This window comes from Novipirellula rosea (assembly GCF_039541335.1).
GTDB classification, from domain to species: Bacteria; Planctomycetota; Planctomycetia; order Pirellulales; family Pirellulaceae; genus Novipirellula; species Novipirellula rosea.
Genome location: NZ_BAABGA010000008.1, coordinates 140,709 through 160,920 on the forward strand (window position 1 = coordinate 140,709; position 20,212 = coordinate 160,920).

General features: G+C 55.6%; 11 protein-coding genes. 6 read left to right on the plus strand and 5 right to left on the minus strand.

Annotated features, from left to right (window positions below):
- Positions 1-48: 48 nt before the first annotated feature.
- Positions 49-483 (minus strand): NUDIX hydrolase, encoded by a 435-nt coding sequence (locus ABD971_RS02975; RefSeq protein WP_339945504.1) that lies wholly within the window; start codon positions 481-483, stop codon positions 49-51.
- A 130-nt stretch (positions 484-613) separates the two neighbouring features.
- Between ABD971_RS02975 and ABD971_RS02980 the strand changes: the two genes are divergently transcribed.
- Together ABD971_RS02980 and ABD971_RS02985 are read left to right on the plus strand one after the other, a co-directional pair.
- Complete coding sequence (locus tag ABD971_RS02980; protein WP_345319268.1) at positions 614-1,909, plus strand: CCA tRNA nucleotidyltransferase; 1,296 nt, start codon at positions 614-616, stop codon at positions 1,907-1,909.
- 554 nt (positions 1,910-2,463) lie between these two features.
- On the plus strand, positions 2,464-2,865 hold the full coding sequence (locus ABD971_RS02985; RefSeq protein ID WP_345319306.1) for an RNA-binding regulator: 402 nt from the start codon (positions 2,464-2,466) through the stop codon (positions 2,863-2,865).
- Between the two features lie 266 nt (positions 2,866-3,131).
- On the opposite strand, the gene ABD971_RS02990 is transcribed toward ABD971_RS02985, so the two are convergent.
- The 4 genes from ABD971_RS02990 to ABD971_RS03005 form a co-directional block, all read right to left on the minus strand.
- On the minus strand, positions 3,132-4,520 hold the full coding sequence (locus ABD971_RS02990) for an SGNH/GDSL hydrolase family protein (RefSeq protein WP_345319270.1): 1,389 nt from the start codon (positions 4,518-4,520) through the stop codon (positions 3,132-3,134).
- A gap of 104 nt (positions 4,521-4,624) precedes the next feature.
- Positions 4,625-11,932, minus strand: a complete 7,308-nt coding sequence (locus ABD971_RS02995; protein ID WP_345319272.1) for a hypothetical protein — start codon at positions 11,930-11,932, stop codon at positions 4,625-4,627.
- Positions 11,929-15,570: a hypothetical protein gene (locus ABD971_RS03000; RefSeq protein ID WP_345319274.1), complete on the minus strand. Its 3,642-nt coding sequence runs from the start codon at positions 15,568-15,570 to the stop codon at positions 11,929-11,931. The genes ABD971_RS02995 and ABD971_RS03000 overlap by 4 nt, the downstream gene beginning before the upstream one ends.
- 395 nt (positions 15,571-15,965) lie before the next feature.
- Positions 15,966-16,172, minus strand: a complete 207-nt coding sequence (locus ABD971_RS03005) for a hypothetical protein (protein ID WP_345319276.1) — start codon at positions 16,170-16,172, stop codon at positions 15,966-15,968.
- A 105-nt stretch (positions 16,173-16,277) separates the two neighbouring features.
- Between ABD971_RS03005 and ABD971_RS03010 the strand changes: the two genes are divergently transcribed.
- From ABD971_RS03010 to rarD, 4 genes are all read left to right on the plus strand, one after another.
- Positions 16,278-16,604 (plus strand): iron-containing alcohol dehydrogenase, encoded by a 327-nt coding sequence (locus tag ABD971_RS03010; protein WP_345319278.1) that lies wholly within the window; start codon positions 16,278-16,280, stop codon positions 16,602-16,604.
- A gap of 158 nt (positions 16,605-16,762) precedes the next feature.
- Positions 16,763-17,239: a hypothetical protein gene (locus ABD971_RS03015; protein WP_345319280.1), complete on the plus strand. Its 477-nt coding sequence runs from the start codon at positions 16,763-16,765 to the stop codon at positions 17,237-17,239.
- 245 nt (positions 17,240-17,484) lie between these two features.
- Positions 17,485-18,489 (plus strand): ThuA domain-containing protein, encoded by a 1,005-nt coding sequence (locus ABD971_RS03020; RefSeq protein WP_345319282.1) that lies wholly within the window; start codon positions 17,485-17,487, stop codon positions 18,487-18,489.
- 281 nt (positions 18,490-18,770) lie between these two features.
- Complete coding sequence (gene rarD, locus ABD971_RS03025; RefSeq protein WP_345319284.1) at positions 18,771-19,739, plus strand: EamA family transporter RarD; 969 nt, start codon at positions 18,771-18,773, stop codon at positions 19,737-19,739.
- Positions 19,740-20,212 lie beyond the last annotated feature (473 nt).

Sequence of the window (20,212 nt, forward strand, 5' to 3'; positions counted from 1 at the left end):
GGAGCTTGTTTTACGGGGTAGCGGAGTCGTGTGGGCGATTAGCGTGTTCTAGAACGCGAAATCCAATTCGACTTCGCGAGTTCGTACGGCTTGGATGAACTCAGGCAAACTCGGCAACATCTCACGAGCGGTGCAGATATCGTCGCTGTTCATCCAGCGGTATTCCGCAACCTCGGCCGGGTTGGGAACGGGTGTCACCTCGGAATCAAGATGGGCCAACCACCATGCCAGCGTGGTTCCCCAGGGGGTAACGCTTCGCCAAACCAGGCGGACAGGCGAGACATCGATCGTCAGTTCTTCTTGCATTTCGCGAACCAACGCGAACTCTTCGCTCTCTCCCTTTTCGATCGTGCCCCCCGGCAAGCAGAGCTTTCCCGGTGCCGTGACCGTCAAGGAACGTCGAATGATCAATAATTTTTCGTCGCGGAAGATCACTCCCACGACACCTCTCTTTTTTCCGATTCTTTGCTTGAAGTGACTCATACCGTGCTTTTACCCAAGATTGGCTTGAGCCACAATCGGAGATCCTCTGTGACCTTGATGATCGCATGTTGATTTTCGCGTTCCGTCGGTCACCGGAAGTCATTTCTCTGCCACAAAATGCATCAGTTTTTTGAACCCCATTCGCACCCCTTACGATTTCGATTTTTCCAGTCAACCGGCTCAGGAAGCGATCCGTATCATCGACCGCTTGCGTGAGGCTGGCTTCACCGCATATCTGGCGGGCGGCAGCGTTCGCGATGCGCTGTTAGGCAAATCGCCCAAGGATTACGACGTCGCCACCGACGCCACCCCCGAAGCAATCCGCGACGTCTTTGGCAAAAAACGGACGCTGGCATTCGGAGCAAGCTTTGGAGTAATGGGGGTGCTACCGGATCGCCGCAACCCTGGGCTCGCAAAATCGCGGCAACAAAACGTCGATAAAGTCGAACCGACCGAAGTGGCAACCTTCCGCAGCGACGGTGTTTACCTCGATGGAAGACGTCCGGATAGCGTTCACTTTGGCAATGCCGAAGCCGACGCGATGCGACGTGACTTTACCATCAATGGATTGTTCTACGATCCAGCCAATTCCGAAATCATCGACTATGTTTCCGGCCGCCAGGATCTCGAACGCTCGCTGCTGAGAACGATTGGCGATCCGCGTCAACGATTCGCTGAAGACAAATTAAGGATGTTGCGGGCGGTTCGCTTCGCCACCACGATTGGTTTCCAAATCGACTGTGCAACGGCCTCGGCCATTGGTGAGAAAGCGAGCGAAATCGAAGTCGTCAGCGGTGAACGAATCGGGGTGGAGATGCGACGCTGCCTCGCTTCGGAACATATCCTCGAGGGTCTCGATCACCTTACCGATCTGGCGCTGACGCCCTATGTGCTGCCCGAACTCGAAAAAATGGATCGAGCTCGTGTCCGCCAATTGTTTGCGACTCAGCAGCGTCGTGAATTTCCCTCGGCGATCGCAATGTTATTGCTGGCAAGCAATACTGCCAACGCCGATCTGAAAGCGATTACCGAGCGCTGGAAGCTATCGAACGAGGAGGTGCGGATTGTGACGGCGGTTCTGCGAAACGCACCGAAGCTAGCGATTGCACACAAAATCGCGTGGTCCAAGATCCAACCGATTTTGATTGATCGTGATATCAGGTATGTGTTGGATGTCGCCGTTGAAATTGCCGCTGCAGACAGGCTCGGTGAAGACGGAATTCGGCGAGTCAACGAGGCGTTGAATCAGCCGACGGAGGTGCTTGACCCGGCACCGCTACTGAATGGCAGCGATCTTGCGAAGCTAGAGATTCCGGCTGGGCCAGTGTACGCAAAGATACTGAGGCATCTACGCCAGCGACAACTTGATGGCGAACTGAGCACCCGAGAACAAGCCATTGCCGAGGTTCGGGCGACGCGGTGGTAAGCAGGTTGTCGTGCGTCCACCGCAACTTGCTGACTGCAGCTGAATAATGCGGCTGCATGTCGTTGTCACAATCGATTTGGAGACACGTTGGCGATTTAGAGGCACGTGAGGCGATAGAAAACGCGAATCGGCATCGCGAATTGGCTGTGTCCACAGCAGGAACGCGGGAAAGTGGATTAATTGTGACATGCCCGAGCTCGGCGAGATCGACCGCGCTGTTTTGCTGGCTTTACGGAAATCCGCCTCGTTAGGGACGGTCGTTTTCGCATTTTGGCGTCTTCGGAGGGCAACCACGTTAAGGCAACTTTTTATGTCATTTTGCCCCTTTACGGCGATTTCCAGAGGGACTTTGGGCTATACGCAGCTGTTTAATACGGTAAATTGATCCTTGGTTGGTTGGTTGATCGTGCAGCTCGTAGCCGGATTTAGGCCGGGGCGTGCAGTTTCGTCCGTCCCACTTGGTAGGTCTCCAAATAGGCCGCAGTCTTTTATGCCCGCAACTTCCAACGGCGGGCGGTCAATCCTTGCACAGGAGTTTAGCGTTGGGAAGGAAATTGTATTGTGGAAACTTGAGCTTTGGTGTCTCAAGTTCTGACCTGGAAAACTTGTTTTCTGAGTTTGGCACGGTTGAAAGCGCCCAGGTCATCACTGATCGCGATAGCGGCCGAAGCAAAGGCTTTGGTTTTGTTGAGATGAGCAGCGATGCTGAAGCTCAAGCGGCTATCACTGGACTGCACGAGAAGGAACATGAAGGTCGTTCATTGACAGTCAATGAAGCTCGTCCACGTGAAGATCGTGGCGGCGGTGGCGGCGGACGCGGTGGTTATGGTGGTGGCGGCGGCGGCGGTCGCGGCGGTTACGGTGGCGGCGGCGGCGGTGGTCGCGGCGGTTACGGTGGCGGCGGCGGTGGCGGACGCAGTGGTGGCGGCGGCGGTGGCCGCGGCGATCGCTACTAAGGTATCGACCGGTTATCTGATTGCACTCGTGCCCTGCTTGCCAGAGCACAAAGTCAAAAAATCGAATTCTCAAACGGCTTGCCTAGGATCTCCTAAGCAAGCCGTTTTTCTATGCGCTAATGATCTCTGATCTGCGGCTCGCCCGTGGACTGCAGTTGGCCGCGGCCGGTGCGTTGGGCAACACGGCGACTTCACCCCAAAGCCGCCCGCACTGCGGCTTGCGCCGCAGCGTCCTTTCCAAACGCAATTCAATCCCGTTACGATCCTTAACGATCCACCGCAGTGACTTGGATCGTGTGGGTCACAGGATGGAAGGCGTCCTGGATAGCATCCGCCAACGGAGCTCGCTCGGCTTCGGTTTTTGCTACCGCCGCAGCAAAGTCTGTCTTGCCCTCTTTACCATGAAACACCTTTTTGACTTGGTGCGTCTCGAAGGCTTGTTTTGCCGCGACAGCTTCGTCTACTTTCGCGAACGCCTCGGAAAACGGATTGATCGAAAAATCGTCCGCCAAGTTCACTCCCTTTTGCAAATCGGCTGCAGAATAGACCCGTGATTCATCTCCCCAGGTCACACGATACTCCGCCGCCGTTGTCCCGCGAACCGTCAACTGGAAGCGATTGAGATCTTCGTTAAAGGGAACCAGCGTCATCCCCGAGCGAATCGAGTTGTGGTGATCCAGCTCACCCGCGGCACAGAACGGATATTGCGTGCTTTGCAGAGTCGCGTTCCCATCAGAATAAGAGACGAGTTGATGCCCTCGGCTGGTCGTGACCTTTCCATTTTCGAGATCCCATTGAATCTCGGCAATTTGGCCATCCAATCCCAATGCCTTCAAGAATGCGTACGCCATAATCGTCTGGCCGGCCCAGCCGGGATGAATACCATCGTTGCCCGCAACGTTATAGGGTGATTCGTCGGTCGCATTGTGTTGCGCCGGAGCAAACACTTGGGCTTGAAACATGGGCCAAAAAATATCGGCAAAGCGAACATCGTTTTTCTCCGCCACGATCATGGCGATATCTCGCAGAGCACACAAATGAATGTTGTGATCTTCCAAGTCGCCTGCTTTGGATTTAACCCAACTTGCGATCTTTCCCGCACATCCTGGGGAACCGACCACAACGCGAACATCGTTCTCTTTGAACCGGCGGACGATCGCCGAATAATGATCCTCGTACCATTGCCCATTATTCACATCAAAAGGTCGATAACGAGAATCGTTCATCCCATAGGCAAGCGTGGCGATCGTGGGCTGAAACGTTAAACAATCTTGATCCATCCGACGAAGGAAACCGTCAGTCTTCTCGCCGCTCCATCCATATTGACGCACGGTGATTTCCAACTGCGGCACACACACCGTCAAATACGTCTCGATCATCCTCGAGTACATTTTTTGTTCTGTGATCGAATCTCCACAAATCGCTAGGCGGTCACCTTGCTTCAGTAGCAGAGGACCGGCCGCAGGAGCTTTACGAGGATTGAAGGCCGCAAACGCTTCGTGATCCGGTTTTGTTTCGTAGGCATACGGCCCCAACGGAATTTGAAGCTTGCCAATCGGCGATGTGGTTTGTGCAGGTGCGGTTTGCGCAGGTAATGTGGAGCTACTAAAGCAGAGGATACAAGCGAGCAGAGCAGGGTAGGTCAATCGGTTCATGGAAAGTCGTGAGGTTATCGAAAAAGCGGAGGAAAAAAGGGGGGAGGGGGGCAAAACAAACGCGTCATCTCACGCCCTTGCATCGCCTACCATTTCATTGCGTCTCAGCGCATCACGCGTCGACGAAATGGTTTGCGGGGTAATGCGGGCGCTGAAATGGCTACCAACAACAAACTGGCGGCGACCGGAATCGGAGCGACAAAGAAGCCGCACAGAGCGACAAGGCAAAGCCAAAAGGCGGGGTAACTCGTGATCGAACCGAAATAGTGTTTTAGCGGCCACAACAGGATCAGAATGGCAATCGCGGCCAGCAACGAAATCACATTCGTGATGATCGTCTTCAAGTAGGTTTCATTAGGATCGGCCGGTACAACGGGCGACAATACCGATTGAGTGTCCACTCGCTGAATTTGTTGCAACTGGTAACCCTTTAAGTTCGCGCGGTTGGAAAACAAAAACGGAATATCAATCGATCCACTGGAGTAGCGTTTGACATGCACCAACATCTCTGCGTTCAGCTTCTCCCAGCTCGCCAAACCGGGAAGCACTTCTCCCGCAAGGAACGATTGTTCCACGGGAGTCTCTTTAAGCGACGACACTTTCACCGAGGAATTGGCTGCCTCCGCAGCGTTCCCAGTCGACTTTTCGTTTCCGGGTTTTGGCGTCAAAATCCATTCCACCGGGAATCCCGCCTCGGCAGCCAAATCTTCGTATCTGGCGATCATAGGACGGATCCATGTGGTGGATTCGGCCGTGGGCCGTTCGGCAAGAATATCACTGGAATCGTTGATCATCTGCACAATCGATGCTGCCAACGATAATCCGCGACGCTGAACCATCACCGCACGCGCCTGGTCCGGCGTCAAACTTTGCAACTGGCCTTCATGGTCGACGAGCGATTCAATCAACGTCGGTCGCCCTACATCCTGAGAATCCGATAGTGCGTAGGTGGAAACCCACGCCTCGGTGACCGGGATCGCCAACATCGTCGCAGCATAATCACCGCGGCGTGCCCCCGACAGCGGCACGTCAAACATCACCTCAACGCTCTGAGCGAGTCGAGAAAGTGATAATGGCAACCGAATGATATTGCGATGATTCGATGGCGATGCAGCCGCTGCATTGCGGTCCACAGTAGCCCCTTGGTCGGCAGTCTCCTTCTGGGCAGCGCTCTCTCCCGATGGATTGTCGACCGTAGCATCGTTCTGCACGGTGACCACCATCGGCGTGACAGCTTGATTCGCAGTCCACGCCCCCAGACACGTGGCTCCCTCGGGCAACGCGATGTCGACTGCATCCAAAGATCCCGGGACTAGGTCGAATCGCGACATTACCACGATTCGTTGGTGACCGGGAAACACGCGTGTGTCAGCGGCGATCACATTGGCGATCCGGTTTTGCTGTTGCAGCGGAGCCAGTTCAATCGACCAACCATTGGCGGCGACTGCGTAGGTTGCCCGCGGCCCACTGAGATCCAAATCTTTTTGCCGCGTGATCTCTGCCCAGAACGGCGGCAATTCCGCGGCTCGCACCGAACTGGATCGCCAACGAATCGGTTCGTTCGTCAAACGACTCGGCACCGACACATGAACCGATCGACTGCCTTCGCCCAGAATCTGAATCGAAGGAACGCTGACGCGAGATTTGTCAGACGTTGCCAATGTTCCTTGAATCGAAATGACGCGACTTTCTCGTACTTGTTCATCACACGAGACGCGGATCAATTGATTCGACACGTCATTGGCGGGTTGTCGAGACCAGCGAGCTGCGGAGGAAACGTCGAGCGATTCACACCAACGCGTCGGGACTTGGATATCGATGAAATCGGGAAGTTTGCCAGGACCAAACCGCGTTAACGACTGCATGCTCCATCGCCCTTCGCTCCACGAAAGCGTAATCAATTGACTGGCATCAAAACGGGTCGGACGAACCGAGGACCGCAGCACCATCAAGGGGATCTTCATTGCGTCGCCGACCATCGCCGAGTCGAATTCGTAACCCACCACCGGCACCCACCCCTTTGCCAGATGAGCGAGATCTCCGGTCGTGTTCCGCTCAATAAACTCCTGCGGAGGACGCGTGGCGATTCGCACGTCGAGCGACTGGTCACGCGTGACAAAGTAACGATCGGTTGTCTCAGCGCTCGGACTGAGCGTCAAACGAGGCAAAGTAAATTTTCCGTTGGACGGCAGATTCGAAACCGCGATCACCTCGACCACGCTCGTTGTTCGATCCGACAGGTCACCCAGCATCACTTCGGTAAACGATTTCGAGACCAACGGGCGGGCATCGCTGGGTTGTCCATCAATGCTTAATTGCCGCAGTGACACTGCGGCGGGCAATTTCAGAATCCAGCGACGTGCTTGTTTGCCGTTGTGGACGATCTCAGCGCGATAGCGAATTTCTAGCGCATCGACGGCGATGTGCACTTGATGGGTTTGGGCAATCGTCGGGCGAGGATTGTGGATATTGACCAATTGAAAGGAGGGCAATTGACCAAAGGCGACAAAGGTGCGATCCGGTTTGCTACCGCGATACCCCGACCAAACGGCTAGGAACTGGTCATCGGTCAATGCGTCCAGCGGTTCGCGGGTGACCGGCAAAACGCGGATCCCCGGATCGCTGTTAATACCAACCCACGCGGGCTCGCTATCGCCGGACATCGTCGGCACCACATCGGGGATGACCATCGACACGGCATCCTCGAACGATTCCGCTTTACTGATCCGTGACGGCAGCGTCCACAGCAATTGGATCGGCCCCGGTGAATCCAGCAGCGCCGCCAACGTAACCTGTCGCCGCGTCGGACTGAGTAAATCGGTTTGCCGGATTTCCCAAGATGTCGACACCACCGTGGGCATCAACGAATCGCGTATCATTAGTGACACAGTGTCTCCGGCCGAAACCGCATAGGTCGGCTCGACTTGACATTCGACCGTGGTATGTGACTTTCCCGCGTGTAGCCAATAGCGTCGTCGCAGCGGCAGAGAACTGGTGGTCGCGGTCCCCTTGGTAAATTCGATTTCGATCGCCAATTTGTCGATCGGCCCCAATTCGGAAGTCCAAATTTGCAGTTGACGCTGCGAGATCACCTGACCGGTTGCCCCTAAGATTCGAACACGATCGAGCGTGCCGCTGCCTTCGACGGTCAAGCGTGACGACGAGACCGGTGGCAACTTGACCGTCAATTGCCCCTTGTTTTCACTAGCCATCCAATCCGGAATCAACGTCACTCGCAAACGAAATCGATCGCCTAAAGGAACGTTGGCAACGACTTCGTCTTCGGACGTGGCCGCAAACTGCACGATGCGATCTTGTTCATCCTGAACTAACTCGATCCGCCGAATCGTTTCCGAAGCGAATGGCAGAACGACTCGATCCGAGGCGTGATCGGTGTGGATGATGTAGTCGGCATCAAGTAACAACGCACCAGGACGGAGCGAGTCCTCGTCCGATTCGATTCGCAACCGGTAACTGGCCGATTGAAAACGGGCCTCCTCGGGTTGTGATCGCAGCGACAGTGCCAACAACGACGCTTTTAGCTCGCGAGGAATGTAAAGCTTATCACCGACAAGATTCCCTTCTTTGTCCACAGGGACCAACAAATCGACGTTCGGCACAAGCGGCGGATTCGATTGCGAGCGACCGCTCGTTGCATTTGCATCGGCAGCGGGGTTTGCCGAATCCTGAGCCGACGCTGCGGCACACGCCAAGCTTACCAGTGCCATGATCACAATCACGCTGGGGGTTGTCACGGAAAACTCCGCAGCCTGTTCTTGCGATCGTTGAGATTCGAACTGTTGCTCCTCTTGCTGAAGACGTCGCTCCAAGCGTTGTTCGGCAAAAGCTTTCCAGCGCAACGTACTGACAAGCAATGAGCCCATGATCGCTGGGATTAAAAACCAACCAATCGTGATCCAGTGCCAAGGCCACCACCAGCCTGCCATCATCGCCAACAGCAGTACGATCATCAGGTTCAGGTAAAGCGATCGTCGAGCCACCATCCAACAAAAGGCAAACACTAACATCGCCACCAACCAGCCGATCGCCAGTGCATTGTTGCGGCGCACCAACAACACCTCACTTCCCGCGGTCAAGGCAAGCGTCGACGGAGACGTCATCTCTGGGGTTTCGGCCAACAGCACGCCCGGCAAAAACGAGTCCGACGACGCGCGCACATGTGATCGTGCTCTCATCACCACCGCGTCGACGTTGATCGAAGGCATCGTACACTGCCGCCACCACCGGCGATAAACTTGTTGACGACTCCAAATCAATCTCAGCTGCTGGCTCTTGATTGGCTGCACAGGCTGGATCACGACCGGGCGACGATCAAGATCAATGGTCTCGAGTTCGACGCCATTTTGCTCGACGGATACGAGACGCAAATCATCGTCGTAGTCAATCTCAAGAGGCTTCGACGCAGTCACCTGCAGAATCGCTTCCACGCGGTCGGTGCCGTGACTTGACGCGACCAAGGTCACGTCTTGATTCCAGACGATGTTGATGTTCGGATTGGCTTGCGTTTTGGCGATCGTCAGCGACGGCTGATCCACCGCATCATACCGCAACCGCGTTTTGATTATGTTCGCAGGGTTTCGTGGGGCCGCATCGACATCGGTCCCCGTCTGGACCGGATCCGACGACACGTTTTCAGCTTCGTCAGGATTGGCGGATTGTGAATCATCGCTTTCTCGGCGTCCATCGATCAGTTCATCAAGCCGGAAATTGGCATCGATCGGAACACGCAATACCGAGTCGTCGCTCTGTTTGACGATCATGCCCTCGCCAACCAAGACTTCCGAGGTCTGTGATGTCGCATTGGGAATCACAGGAAGCCGGATCGACATGTCGCCGGACAACGGATAACGCCGGCGGCCCACCAGTCGTTTGCCACGCAGATTCCACTGCGTCACATCAATCGTGTAGACACCGTCCGAATCGGGGCGTTCCAACAGCACGTTGGACGCGGGCAAACTAATCGCGGAACCTCCGTCGGACTGCCGCAAACTCCATGACAATGCGGGGCGATCGTGATCAGGCCCCGTTTGCACCGTAATCGTTTGCGGCGAAGGGTTCGTGGTCGACATTTCAATGACGAGATCTTCAAGCACTTCGCCCCCGGATAGTCGAATCGCCATCGCCGTGGAAACATCAAATGCAACACTCGGCGGCTGTAACACGAGCGTTGGGGTGCGACCAGTGGCACACCGCAAATACATCGCATTCTTGTTGGACGATTCAAGGAAATCACGGAACGGTTGATCAATCTCACTGCGTTTGATTCGTTGGCTCAGCAACGACATCTGACTCGACCAATCCAAATTGGCAGGTGGAGTGACGGCAGCGATAAATTCGCCCTGGACATCGACAAAGCGAAGAAACCAACTTCGCGGAACAATGATTTGCGGATCGGCTTGAATGATCCGTGATTGCCCCGTCGCCTGGATTTGCAATTCCGAATCAAACACGTCGCTTGCTTCGGGCCAAATCGTGAATTGAGATGTCGCGGCATGGATCGCGGGCGTTTCGATCACACGCCCCGACCCTGTCAATGTGATCGATTGCAAGGACCATCCGCGCTGCAATTCAATTCGGATGGGCTCGACACGTTGAGGATCCATTCGCACCCGCATTCGCGTCGTTGCGGTGATCAATCCGTCTGCCAAACTCAGATTCATGACCGTCGACGAATCACGTAGTGGCGACGCCTTGGCGATCCGAACACGTGACCAAGCCGGTAACCCTTTCGCAGCAGCACCGGCCGCGGCGGTGCCGGTGTCATCGGTGGGTCCCGATTGACCCGACGTTTGGCCCGGCGTGGATTCGCCTGCGGCGGCAAATCGTTTGATCACGGACTCGTCAAGTGTAAACGGAGGCCCTGACGCCGTGATTTGCCGTGTTTCTTCGTCTTCGGGCGTCTCCGTTGACATGCTCCAACCGTCCGGCAATTGCCACTGAATCACCCGCAATGGATTGGACATTGTCAAATCCACTTTGCTGATCACTTCCGAAACGACGATTCCGCTGACCAGAAAATGGGGCTGCGGCAAGTCACACCAACCGTCACTTTCCTGCCACACCGCTTGCCCCTTGATCGTGATCGAAGTCGGCGTGTCCGACAGCGGTAATGAGCCTGCAGCCGGGGAAATGTCGATGCGATTCACCCCATCAGCAATTTCGGTTGTGCTAAACGGCGTTTCAATCGCGTTGATCGCAATCGAGGTGATCGCACTATCGCCGACAATCATCGAAGGCAAACGGTCGGGCACATGCAGCTGAAGGATCGCTTGATGTGTCCAAACCACTCGCGTCGTATCGATCGCATATTGCGTGTATTGGTTCCGCACTAACAAATCGCGAGGATTCTCACGCGAACCTTCCCGCGTCGTGACTAACCGAACTCGCGATAGTCCCCCCGCGTCGATGATGTAGTAACGCGAATCAACGCCTCGCGCACTCAATTCCAATTCGGGCGGCGGGCTCGGCGACAAACGGACCACGCCATCAAGCGAATCAACCGCGATGCCTTTAGGAACTTGCAGCACAATTCGCGTTTGCGGTGAAGCCGGCAGACGCAAATCGAATTGTTTCACCAGCCCCTGAGTCGAACTTTTTAGGCTCCATGAAAACGCCAGCGACGTGTCGCCGTCGACAACCGCCATCAAATCCCCGTCCGGCAATGACTCGAGCCGGGGGATCGCCGAAGCGTTGTTGACGTTGCCATTTCGAGCCGACGAATGGATTGCCAAATTCACTTTGCCCAATCGGCGTCGCACGATGCCCTTTTCATCACATTGGATATCAAGCACTGATCGCTCGCTAACCAACGTGTTGCCGTCCAACTCGATCACGTACAACGCGTGTCGCAGTCGGCTGGCATTCTCGTCGGGCACCAAACTGCTCGCTAAATCGATCGCTTCTTTGAGTCGCAGAACCGAAATCGGCTGAAAACTGTCGGGAACAAGCTCGGTAAGCTGCGAATGAAACAGTGCGATCGGTCTCAATCGAGTGCCGTCGGGTAATTGGTCGGGTAACACCGCCAACGGGTTCTCCGTCACGGTCGGTTCGCCCGCCTCCGTCTCGTCTGTTTCGTCCGCACCGTTTGTTTCGTCTGTTTCGTCCGTCCCGTTTGTTTTGGAGCCAGCGGAGTCCGAGTCCGTCATCGGCTCATCCGCATCAGCGGATTCACTCGAGCGAACACCCTCGCCATCGTTGTCACGCGTTGCCGGGTTCTTCGTCTCTGCCGAGTCCTGCTCGTTCTCCGAGTCTGGCTCGGTCACGTCAGCAGCGGTATTCGGCGAATTTTGGACGCTCGATTCTTGGGCGCTCGATTCTTGGGCGCTCGACGTCAGCGAAATTGCCAACGCCCCGACCAGGATCAGGGTGCAAAGCAAAACGCGGCGTGTCACGGCGTCACCTTGTTCACGCTGGAAGCCGGAGCCATCGATCGGGTCGCGGACAGCGTTCCGCGGCTGGCGCCAGAGTTTTCTTTGTGCATTTGTGTCGATCCCTCGATCCGACGCGACCGTGGCCGAGAATCCAGTGCACTGCTGCGATCACGAGATTGGACCATCGTCCTGATCGCAGACATCACGACCACCAACACCAATGCAATCATCCCCAATTGACCCGCCAACACTGCGGCATCGGGGGCGACGACCAACATGCCGGCAAACATCACCGCCGCAGCAACGGCGAACAATGGATGCCGCGTTTGAGGCACAAACGACAACAGCACCGCAATCAATAACACAATCGAACCGGTCACTCCCCACAGAATCGTGCGTGACACCACGACCGCGCGGAAGGAACGGACGTCCGAACCAACATACAAATAGCGATTACCGCGTGGGACTTCGACCAGATCGGTGCCGCCCACCCAACCGGCCAACGAACGCGAGGTCTGCGTTGATTCACGGTACAGACGCCAGCGATCAAAACGCCATGCCATCGAGCGGCCAAGCGTTGGTGAAGCCCAGATCACATGCGAATCCTGAGGCGCCACAATTTCCCAGTACACGCGTCCCACGCCGATCGGCAGATCGAGTGCCGGACCGATGCTTTCGACCATCATCGACGCGTCCATTGGCAACCAGACTCGCAGATCGACCAAATGTGACTTTCCATCGGACGGCAACGAGATCACCAACGTGCTGTTCTCGCGACGCACCCGGGCAACGTTGCCATCGACCAAAGCTTCGGTTGAAACGCTGTAATCACCCGCTGGCAATCCCAGACGCAGCTCGGGACTGCCTTCGACGTTGGCCAGCAATTGTTCCATCCGAGTCGCATAACCAGTCGCCGTTCGCAGCACCGCGCGAGAGACGAACACATCTTCGGTGTCGGTTTGTCGTGATCGAAGACGCAAACGCAGCGGTTCTCGCGGCAACGCTTCTAAGATCATCGTCGATTTGTCACGGTCACGAATCGGTGAACGTGACAATGTATTTTCATCAGAAGTGGAAGTCTCGTTCGTCACACTGCCTCGGTCGCCCAGACGATCGGCCGAGATAATTTCGGTCGTCGTATCGCCTTGCATCATCACCCGCATCGTGCCACGAAACGTCGTCTCCACACCAAAGGGACGTGGGATCGCGAGCGTTTCGATGTGGTCCGCCGATGCGACATCGCGGATTGGACGCAATTGTTCCCAGCGAATCGACATCGATCCGCTGCCGAGTTGGTCCGAGATCAATTCGTAACGGTCGTCGCCTCGCGGATCCAGCACCGCAGGTTGATTGTTGACCTTGACCGTCCAGCGAGTCGCCATCGCGGCCGAGTTTGCCGATGTTTCAGATGCATCGGGCTTCAATTCGCCGGGCTTCGATGCGTCGGGCTTCGATGCGACGACGCCGGACGACTCCGATGCGGTTACCTGTTTTGCATCGACCGAATCCGCCGACTCGGTCGCGTCCGCTACGGCCAGCAGGTCAGCCGATGAAATTTGGATTGGCAGACGGCCTTCTAAATCCAAGCTCGAATTGACGATCCAATCGAGTGTCGTGTGCAGACTGCGACCTTCGATTTCAATCGTGGCATCTCCGGCCAACGAGATCGTCGGTGATTGTTGGACGACATGGCCTACCAATTTCCCCGCAGCATCGGGCGGAATAATGCGGTAATTCGAACGTGGTGTATCCACCGGCGTCGCGTTCTCGGTACTGATCACACGATCGACGTTTTGTGAATCTTGCAAATCAACGACAAATGACAATCGGCCTTGATTGGCCACCGCGACTGTCGCCGATTGGACCAACATCGTATCCTCGATATCGGTAATTCGCGGTAACTGAAACGTCACACCGTCGTCGCCGCTGCCACGAATCGCCGAGCCCTGCAGCGGCGAATGGGCCGCCTCGCTGATCGGCAAGTCGTGTTCGGCGACAATTCGAATCGGCGATGGATCGCTGCTGGAGACCGATTCGAGGTAAATCTCGTGCAGATTCCCGTTCAGCCCCGATTCAATTTGCTCGGATGTTTCTTCGTTTTCAATCGAACGCAATCGCCACGATCCCATATCGATTTTCAGTAGCGTTCCCTCTGCGGCACGACCACTCGAAAGAATGCGATACTTGATCCGAGCGATCGAATCGTGCAGCGAGATTTCGGATTCAGTAGACAACCGCAATTGGCGGCGTGTGGTCGCTAACCAGATCGGCAAATCAAAGGAAGCGCGGTCGTAACGAAACAAATACGACCGTCCGGTTTCTTCGGTCGGTTGGGCCAAGATGCTTTGCACCCACGGTCGTGACCGCCATCGCAATCGATAATCGTCACCCGTCGATATTTGGATCTCGCCTCGCTGACGAAGCGCTCCGATGACTTCAGGCGCCCGGAACATCAGCGGCGTGGATGCATTCGGATCGCTCGCAGAGAACTGGATGTCGAGGTTCAGATCGATCCGCTGTTGACGCTCGGTTTCGGGAATCACGATGTCAAGTAAGGTGCCTTCGCCATTGGTCGACGGTCCGGTCGGCGATACCGGGCTGGTGATTTCAACCGATTGACCGTTTGACCCCAGCGTGGGCGTGTCTAACAAAACGGCATTTTCGGGTAATCGCAGCTTCAACGCGTTGATCGTTCCCCGTACGCTGCGGATGATCATCTGGCATGACGCGATCGGTTGGTCTTGAGGTGTGTCCCACTGGACCACGATTCGACTGTTGTCGATTTCCAAAAGCGGTGATCCATCGGACGCGCGATCGCGTTTTCCCCACCGCAGCGTAAACACGCCACCACCGCTTTCGATCACAAACTCAGCCAAATTGGCCGCCGAACGCTCGGTCTGTAACACCTCGTCACCGCGGCCGACAATCTCGCCCGTAAATTGTTCGTCATCCGTCGTGATGCGAACGATAGACGGAACATCAGGCAATTGAAATTGCAACGAATGGTTCGGCCCCGGCTCGACCCTCGCTGCGACATTCATCGTGACCACCGCTTCACGACGCCGGTTGGTTTTGACCATCAAAACATGCCCAGAATCGCTACCCGAGACCGTCATGCGGTATTCGTCTAACCCGCTGACATCGGGCGGACCCAACAGAAAGAAGTTCCGCATCCGCAGCGGAATGGCCACCATACGCCCCGCCGTGGAATCGATCGTTAATCGGATCACGATTTTCAATTCCGCTCGGCCTGGGGAAGCGGACCCCGTGATCCCTTGGGACGCAGCTCCGGTGATCTCGAGCGACTGGAAATCAAACACCTGGCTGCGTGAGTCGACTCCCGCTTCCAAATTTTGCAGACGCTCGATTTCTTCGAACGTCGTTCCTGGCATCAACACGGGGACTCCCGATTGATCAAGGAACAAGAATCCTTTGACTCGCAACTGACTGCCGCCGCTCGCCGATTCGGTATCGCTACCGGATTGAAGAATGCTGCGAGGCGGCTCGGAGCCAGGCCCCTGCGCATGAACTTTTGGGCTGAACCCAGCGAACACAACGACGAGCATCGCGAGAGCTGCGAAACGCCCAAAACGCAAACGCGGTCCGCGATGATTACTGAATACCGAAGACAAACGACTGCTCTGGTCTCGATTCTTCATGACGTTCCGACGCACGTCCGCTCGTCGTGCTGCGAAATCGCAACACTCGCAAACGAAGCCGTTTCGAGGGGGAATCGGTGGCATCACAGAGAAGTGCTAGACAAGAGGGTTGCCGGGAACGATTGAAGAAAAGGAAAATTGGATCGCCGTGGCATTCAAGCCACATGCATGTCTCCAAAACGGTACGAGGTGTTTAGCACAGGATGCTTTGTCTCGACGTTATACCCTATAGTCTACGCAAGCTCCGTAACCGGCAAAAGGAATTGATCCTGCGATCCTTCGCATATTAGCGTTGAAAAGGTGAAAACAGCGTACAACGCCACTAATCGCTGCAACCGCACCCCTCGTTGCGAGGGTTCAGACCACCCAACAAGAAGTTTATCACTGAGCTCTCGTTAGATTTTGATTTTCGACTTTCCGAACGGATGCAAACGTGACTGAACCCCTGCAAAACGCCGCCCCACGTCCGTAACTCTTGCCACAGCCGCGCTTTCCGAAGTCGCCAGCATCCGTTCACGCAATTCGACCACACGCGTTTTCCTTGTCATCGATCCGATCGCATCGGCCGCAAGGCGTGCGGATGCCGTGCTGAAAGTCTGCATTTGAAAGTTGTGTTGTCACAAAGTTTTCGAAATTTCAACTGAATCCCAAAACGCGAGGACGTCCAGCGAGGAATATCGCGGTTTCGCGACGCCACCCCTGAAATCGTGATCGCCATGAACGAAGGAACGGCGATTGATCTCGGGAAAATGATCGGAACGTTGGCGGTCCAGCCCGACGACGCACGGGCAATTGTGCAGGGGCACCGTTGGATTGTCGGCGACGCGTCTCCGTTAATCGCGGCGTGCACGACGGCGGGCACCGGCAGCGAGGCGACCCATTTTGCGGTGGTCTCGTCGACGGTGAAAAATATTCACTCGCGGCCCCCGCACTGCTGCCTAATTACGCCATCGAAAATCGTGTTGCGGACACCAAAGCAGGATTGGCCGCAGGGTGCGGGTGTGACCAAGCATCCGCAATGCTTCCACCATTGACGACTTCCCGATTGACCGACAAGACTAGGTGTCATCGAGGCGGCGACGCGTTCGACGTACGATCTAACGCAGTCTTTCGCACCTCACTCACCCCCAAACCTAACGTCGCTCACCATAACATCGCTCTTAGGGGGGCGCCGGGTCATGCGACCCAAGTGATGGCAAAACAAGAACAAGATCGAGAAGACCTGCTTCGCGACGGTCGTCAAATGGCGATTCGCGGCGAGACGACCATGAACGACATCGTGGTCACAATCGGTTTCCGTGACGCGGGACAGATGAGTCTGTATTGTGGTCCCGACCCTGTGTTTCAGTTCAATGCGGGGCAGCAGCTGCGCCGCGTCTTTTTCGCTGGTGAACGCTACGCCGCCGATGCCCGACATTTAGTGCGACTGGATCGAGCCAGCCGTGACGGCAAGGTTCAGTTCGTCCCAAAAGAAGTGTCAGAGGACCGCCGCGCTGCGATCATGCAATCACTCGAACGCTGGATTGGCGATTTGCGTCTCGCGACCACGAAAGAGCATGCGGAATGGAGAGTGGCGGACCAGCAAGATGCGGTGTTTCACCAGCAGTTGTCTGGGTGGCTCGACGCGCTGCCACAACCCATCGAAATCGCGGATTCGCCCAGCGTTTAGCGGGTCTTGATTGTTTTTCGTGACGCGAGTCAACTACACTGGTGCTGCGTTAAAGCCTATTTTGAGGGTGGCGAAACTCACGCGGAAGCTTCGGATCATCCGAAAAATGCCTCGAAAGTCTTGACGACTTGCGTCACGCCCTCCATTTTTAGGCTCTGACAAAGCACTCGCCCCCATCTTGGCCAAAATTCCCTTACCGCCAACAGCTCTTTTGTTCGCATCCCTCGATTCTGACCGGGTACATGATGATCACCACTCGCATCGCTGCGTTTCTTTGCATCGCCTTCGCCACCACCTTTTCGCTCGCGGCGGATCGACTTGTTTTCGAGCCTCCTGCAGGGACCGCCAATGGTCACCACATTGTCTTGATCTCGGGTGACGAAGAATATCGCACCGAGGAATCGTGTCCGATGCTAGGCAAAATCCTCAGCCAGCGGCACGGATTTAAATGTACCGTCCTGTTTGCGATTGATAAGAAAACGGGCGTGATCAATCCCAACGATAATTCCAACATCCCTGGACTCGAAACACTCGCCGATGCTGATTTGATGATCATCGGAACACGTTGGCGCGTGCTTCCGGATGATCAAATGGCACCGATCTTGGATTATCTCAACGCCGGAAAACCGCTGATCGGGTTTCGCACCTCGACTCACGCATTCAAGAGCGGCAAGTTTGGCGGGTACAACTGGGCCAATTTTGGAATCAACGTGATCGGCGAGAATTGGCACAGCCATCATGGACATCACAAGGTCCAAGGGGGCCGCGGCGTGATCGTTCCTGAAAATGCCGACCATCCCATTTTGAACTCGGTCTCGGATATCTACACCGCCTCCGACATCTACGGTGTGGTGCATTTAGACCAGAAAGCGGCGACGGTGTTGTTGCGTGGTGCGGTCATCGCGGCGCTCGATCCCGACGCACCCATCGTCGAAGGCCCTATCAATGATCCGATGATGCCGCTTGCGTGGCTGAAAAGCTATCCGTCGCCATCGGGTGAAACCGAAGGCAAGGTGTTTGCAACCACCGCCGGTGCCGCCGTCGACTTGTTGAGCGAGGATTTGCGTCGTTTGTTCGTCAACGCCAGCTACTTCTTGACCGGCCAAGATGTTCCCGAAAAAGCGGACGTCCGTTTTGTCGATCCGTTTGATCCCTCGTTCTATGGTTTTCAGCCCGAAAACTATTTCCTCGAACGAGGACTGAAACCCGAAGACTTCAAACTTGGCAAATCCGCCAAATCGGTTCAGTAACTTGATCGGCCTCGGCATGGCCGAAATGCTTGCTTAGCATCAAATAGTATCTGGCTCAGCCGAATGGCGGACGTCTGGGCCGGGGGCCAATATCGAAGCAAGAATCGATGCGAACATCACTGCATCGATGCGTGTCACAGCGGTGTCCACACCCTCGCAGCGGAAAAGGGAGGATTTCCGTCCACAAGGGGGTAAAACCTGAGCGGTCTGGATCCCATCCCCTCTACGCCGGTGGGGTTCCCGAGTATGGTTCGTGTCTGATCGCCGCCCCCCACCCAAATTTGAGTATCGTCTTGGATTCGTCCGCGAAAACTGCCGCCCCGTCGCTGTTAGATTTGCGGTTTGGATTCTTCTGTGCAATCGCTGCACACACGCTGTGGGGGCTGTTCCCGATTTACTGGCGACAACTTGGCCACGTCGATGCAACCGAGTTGGTTTGGCATCGCATTCTGTGGTCGTTTCTGATGCTCTGCATCATCATCCCATTCGTCCTACGCAAAGGAAATCTGGGAGGGTACCAAGCGTTTGTAACCGCGGTTCGAACGCCCAAGATTTGGGCAATCTATTCGCTTGCCGCCGTGATGATCGCAATCAATTGGTTGGCATTCTTGTGGGCGGTCAAGAACAACCGCGTGCTCGAAGCATCGCTAGGTTATTACATCAACCCGCTGATGAATGTCATGTTGGGAGTGATCGTGCTCGGTGAAAAACTCGGGCGAATCCAGTGGGTTGCCGTCGCGGTTGCCGCGGTCGGCGTTCTAGTGATGTCAATTGCTGGCGGCAGCGTTCCCTGGGTCTCCTTGGCGATGGCTAGTTCATTCGCCTTCTATGGACTGATTAAAAAGAAAACTCAGTTGCCCGCGATCGTCGGATTGTGGTTCGAGATGGCGGTATTGTTTTTGCCCGCGCTCTTCATGATCGCATCCAGAGCGACCACGGGCGACAGTGCCATGATCGCATCCAATTTGACAGGGAAGCTGATGTTGATCGGAGGCGGATTAGTGACCATCACGCCGCTGATGTTGTTTGCGGCGGCAGTTCGCCGGGTGAATTTGTCCACGATCGGAATTTTGCAGTACATCGGTCCGACGCTGCAATTTATCGTGGGCGCGTTCGTTTTTGGTGAACCACTCGATGGATGGCGAATCATCGGTTTCGGCTTCGTCTGGGTCGGACTCGTTATCTTCTTAGTCAGCCCGACGTTGCGAATGCGGTTGGCCAGCAAGCAGGTTTCACTCAGCCGAAACTAGCCCGTCCCGTAGCGGAAAAACGTCACAAGTTTCGTCCCGCAACCCGCTTCGTCCACACCACCGCTTCGGCACCCCTGAATCGACGAAAGTCTTGACGACTTCCGCTACTCGTTATGGGGGCTCGTATTCATTGGCGGGGTGACTTTTGCGACCGCGACCGTGATCCGGTGCTAGCAGCGCACAAATAGCAAAGAGGCAAGCGAATTTGCTATTTAATTCTGCGAATCGCAACTCCTTACCACGTTTGATTGGCATCGCCGCCATGTCCGCTATTGGGCGTACGATCGCTGTCGAAGGCTTTAGCGTTGCACTTCGTGCGAACCCTCTCTTTTGAAATCGGCTGTCGTTGTCCGCCTGGTTGCGACGATTTGTTTGCTATACGCCAAGGTTGGGCTTCAGTCAAACACCAACCGATCCAAGTCGCTTCGTTCCTCTAATCCATGTCACTCGCGTCACCCCGCCCTCCCAAAACA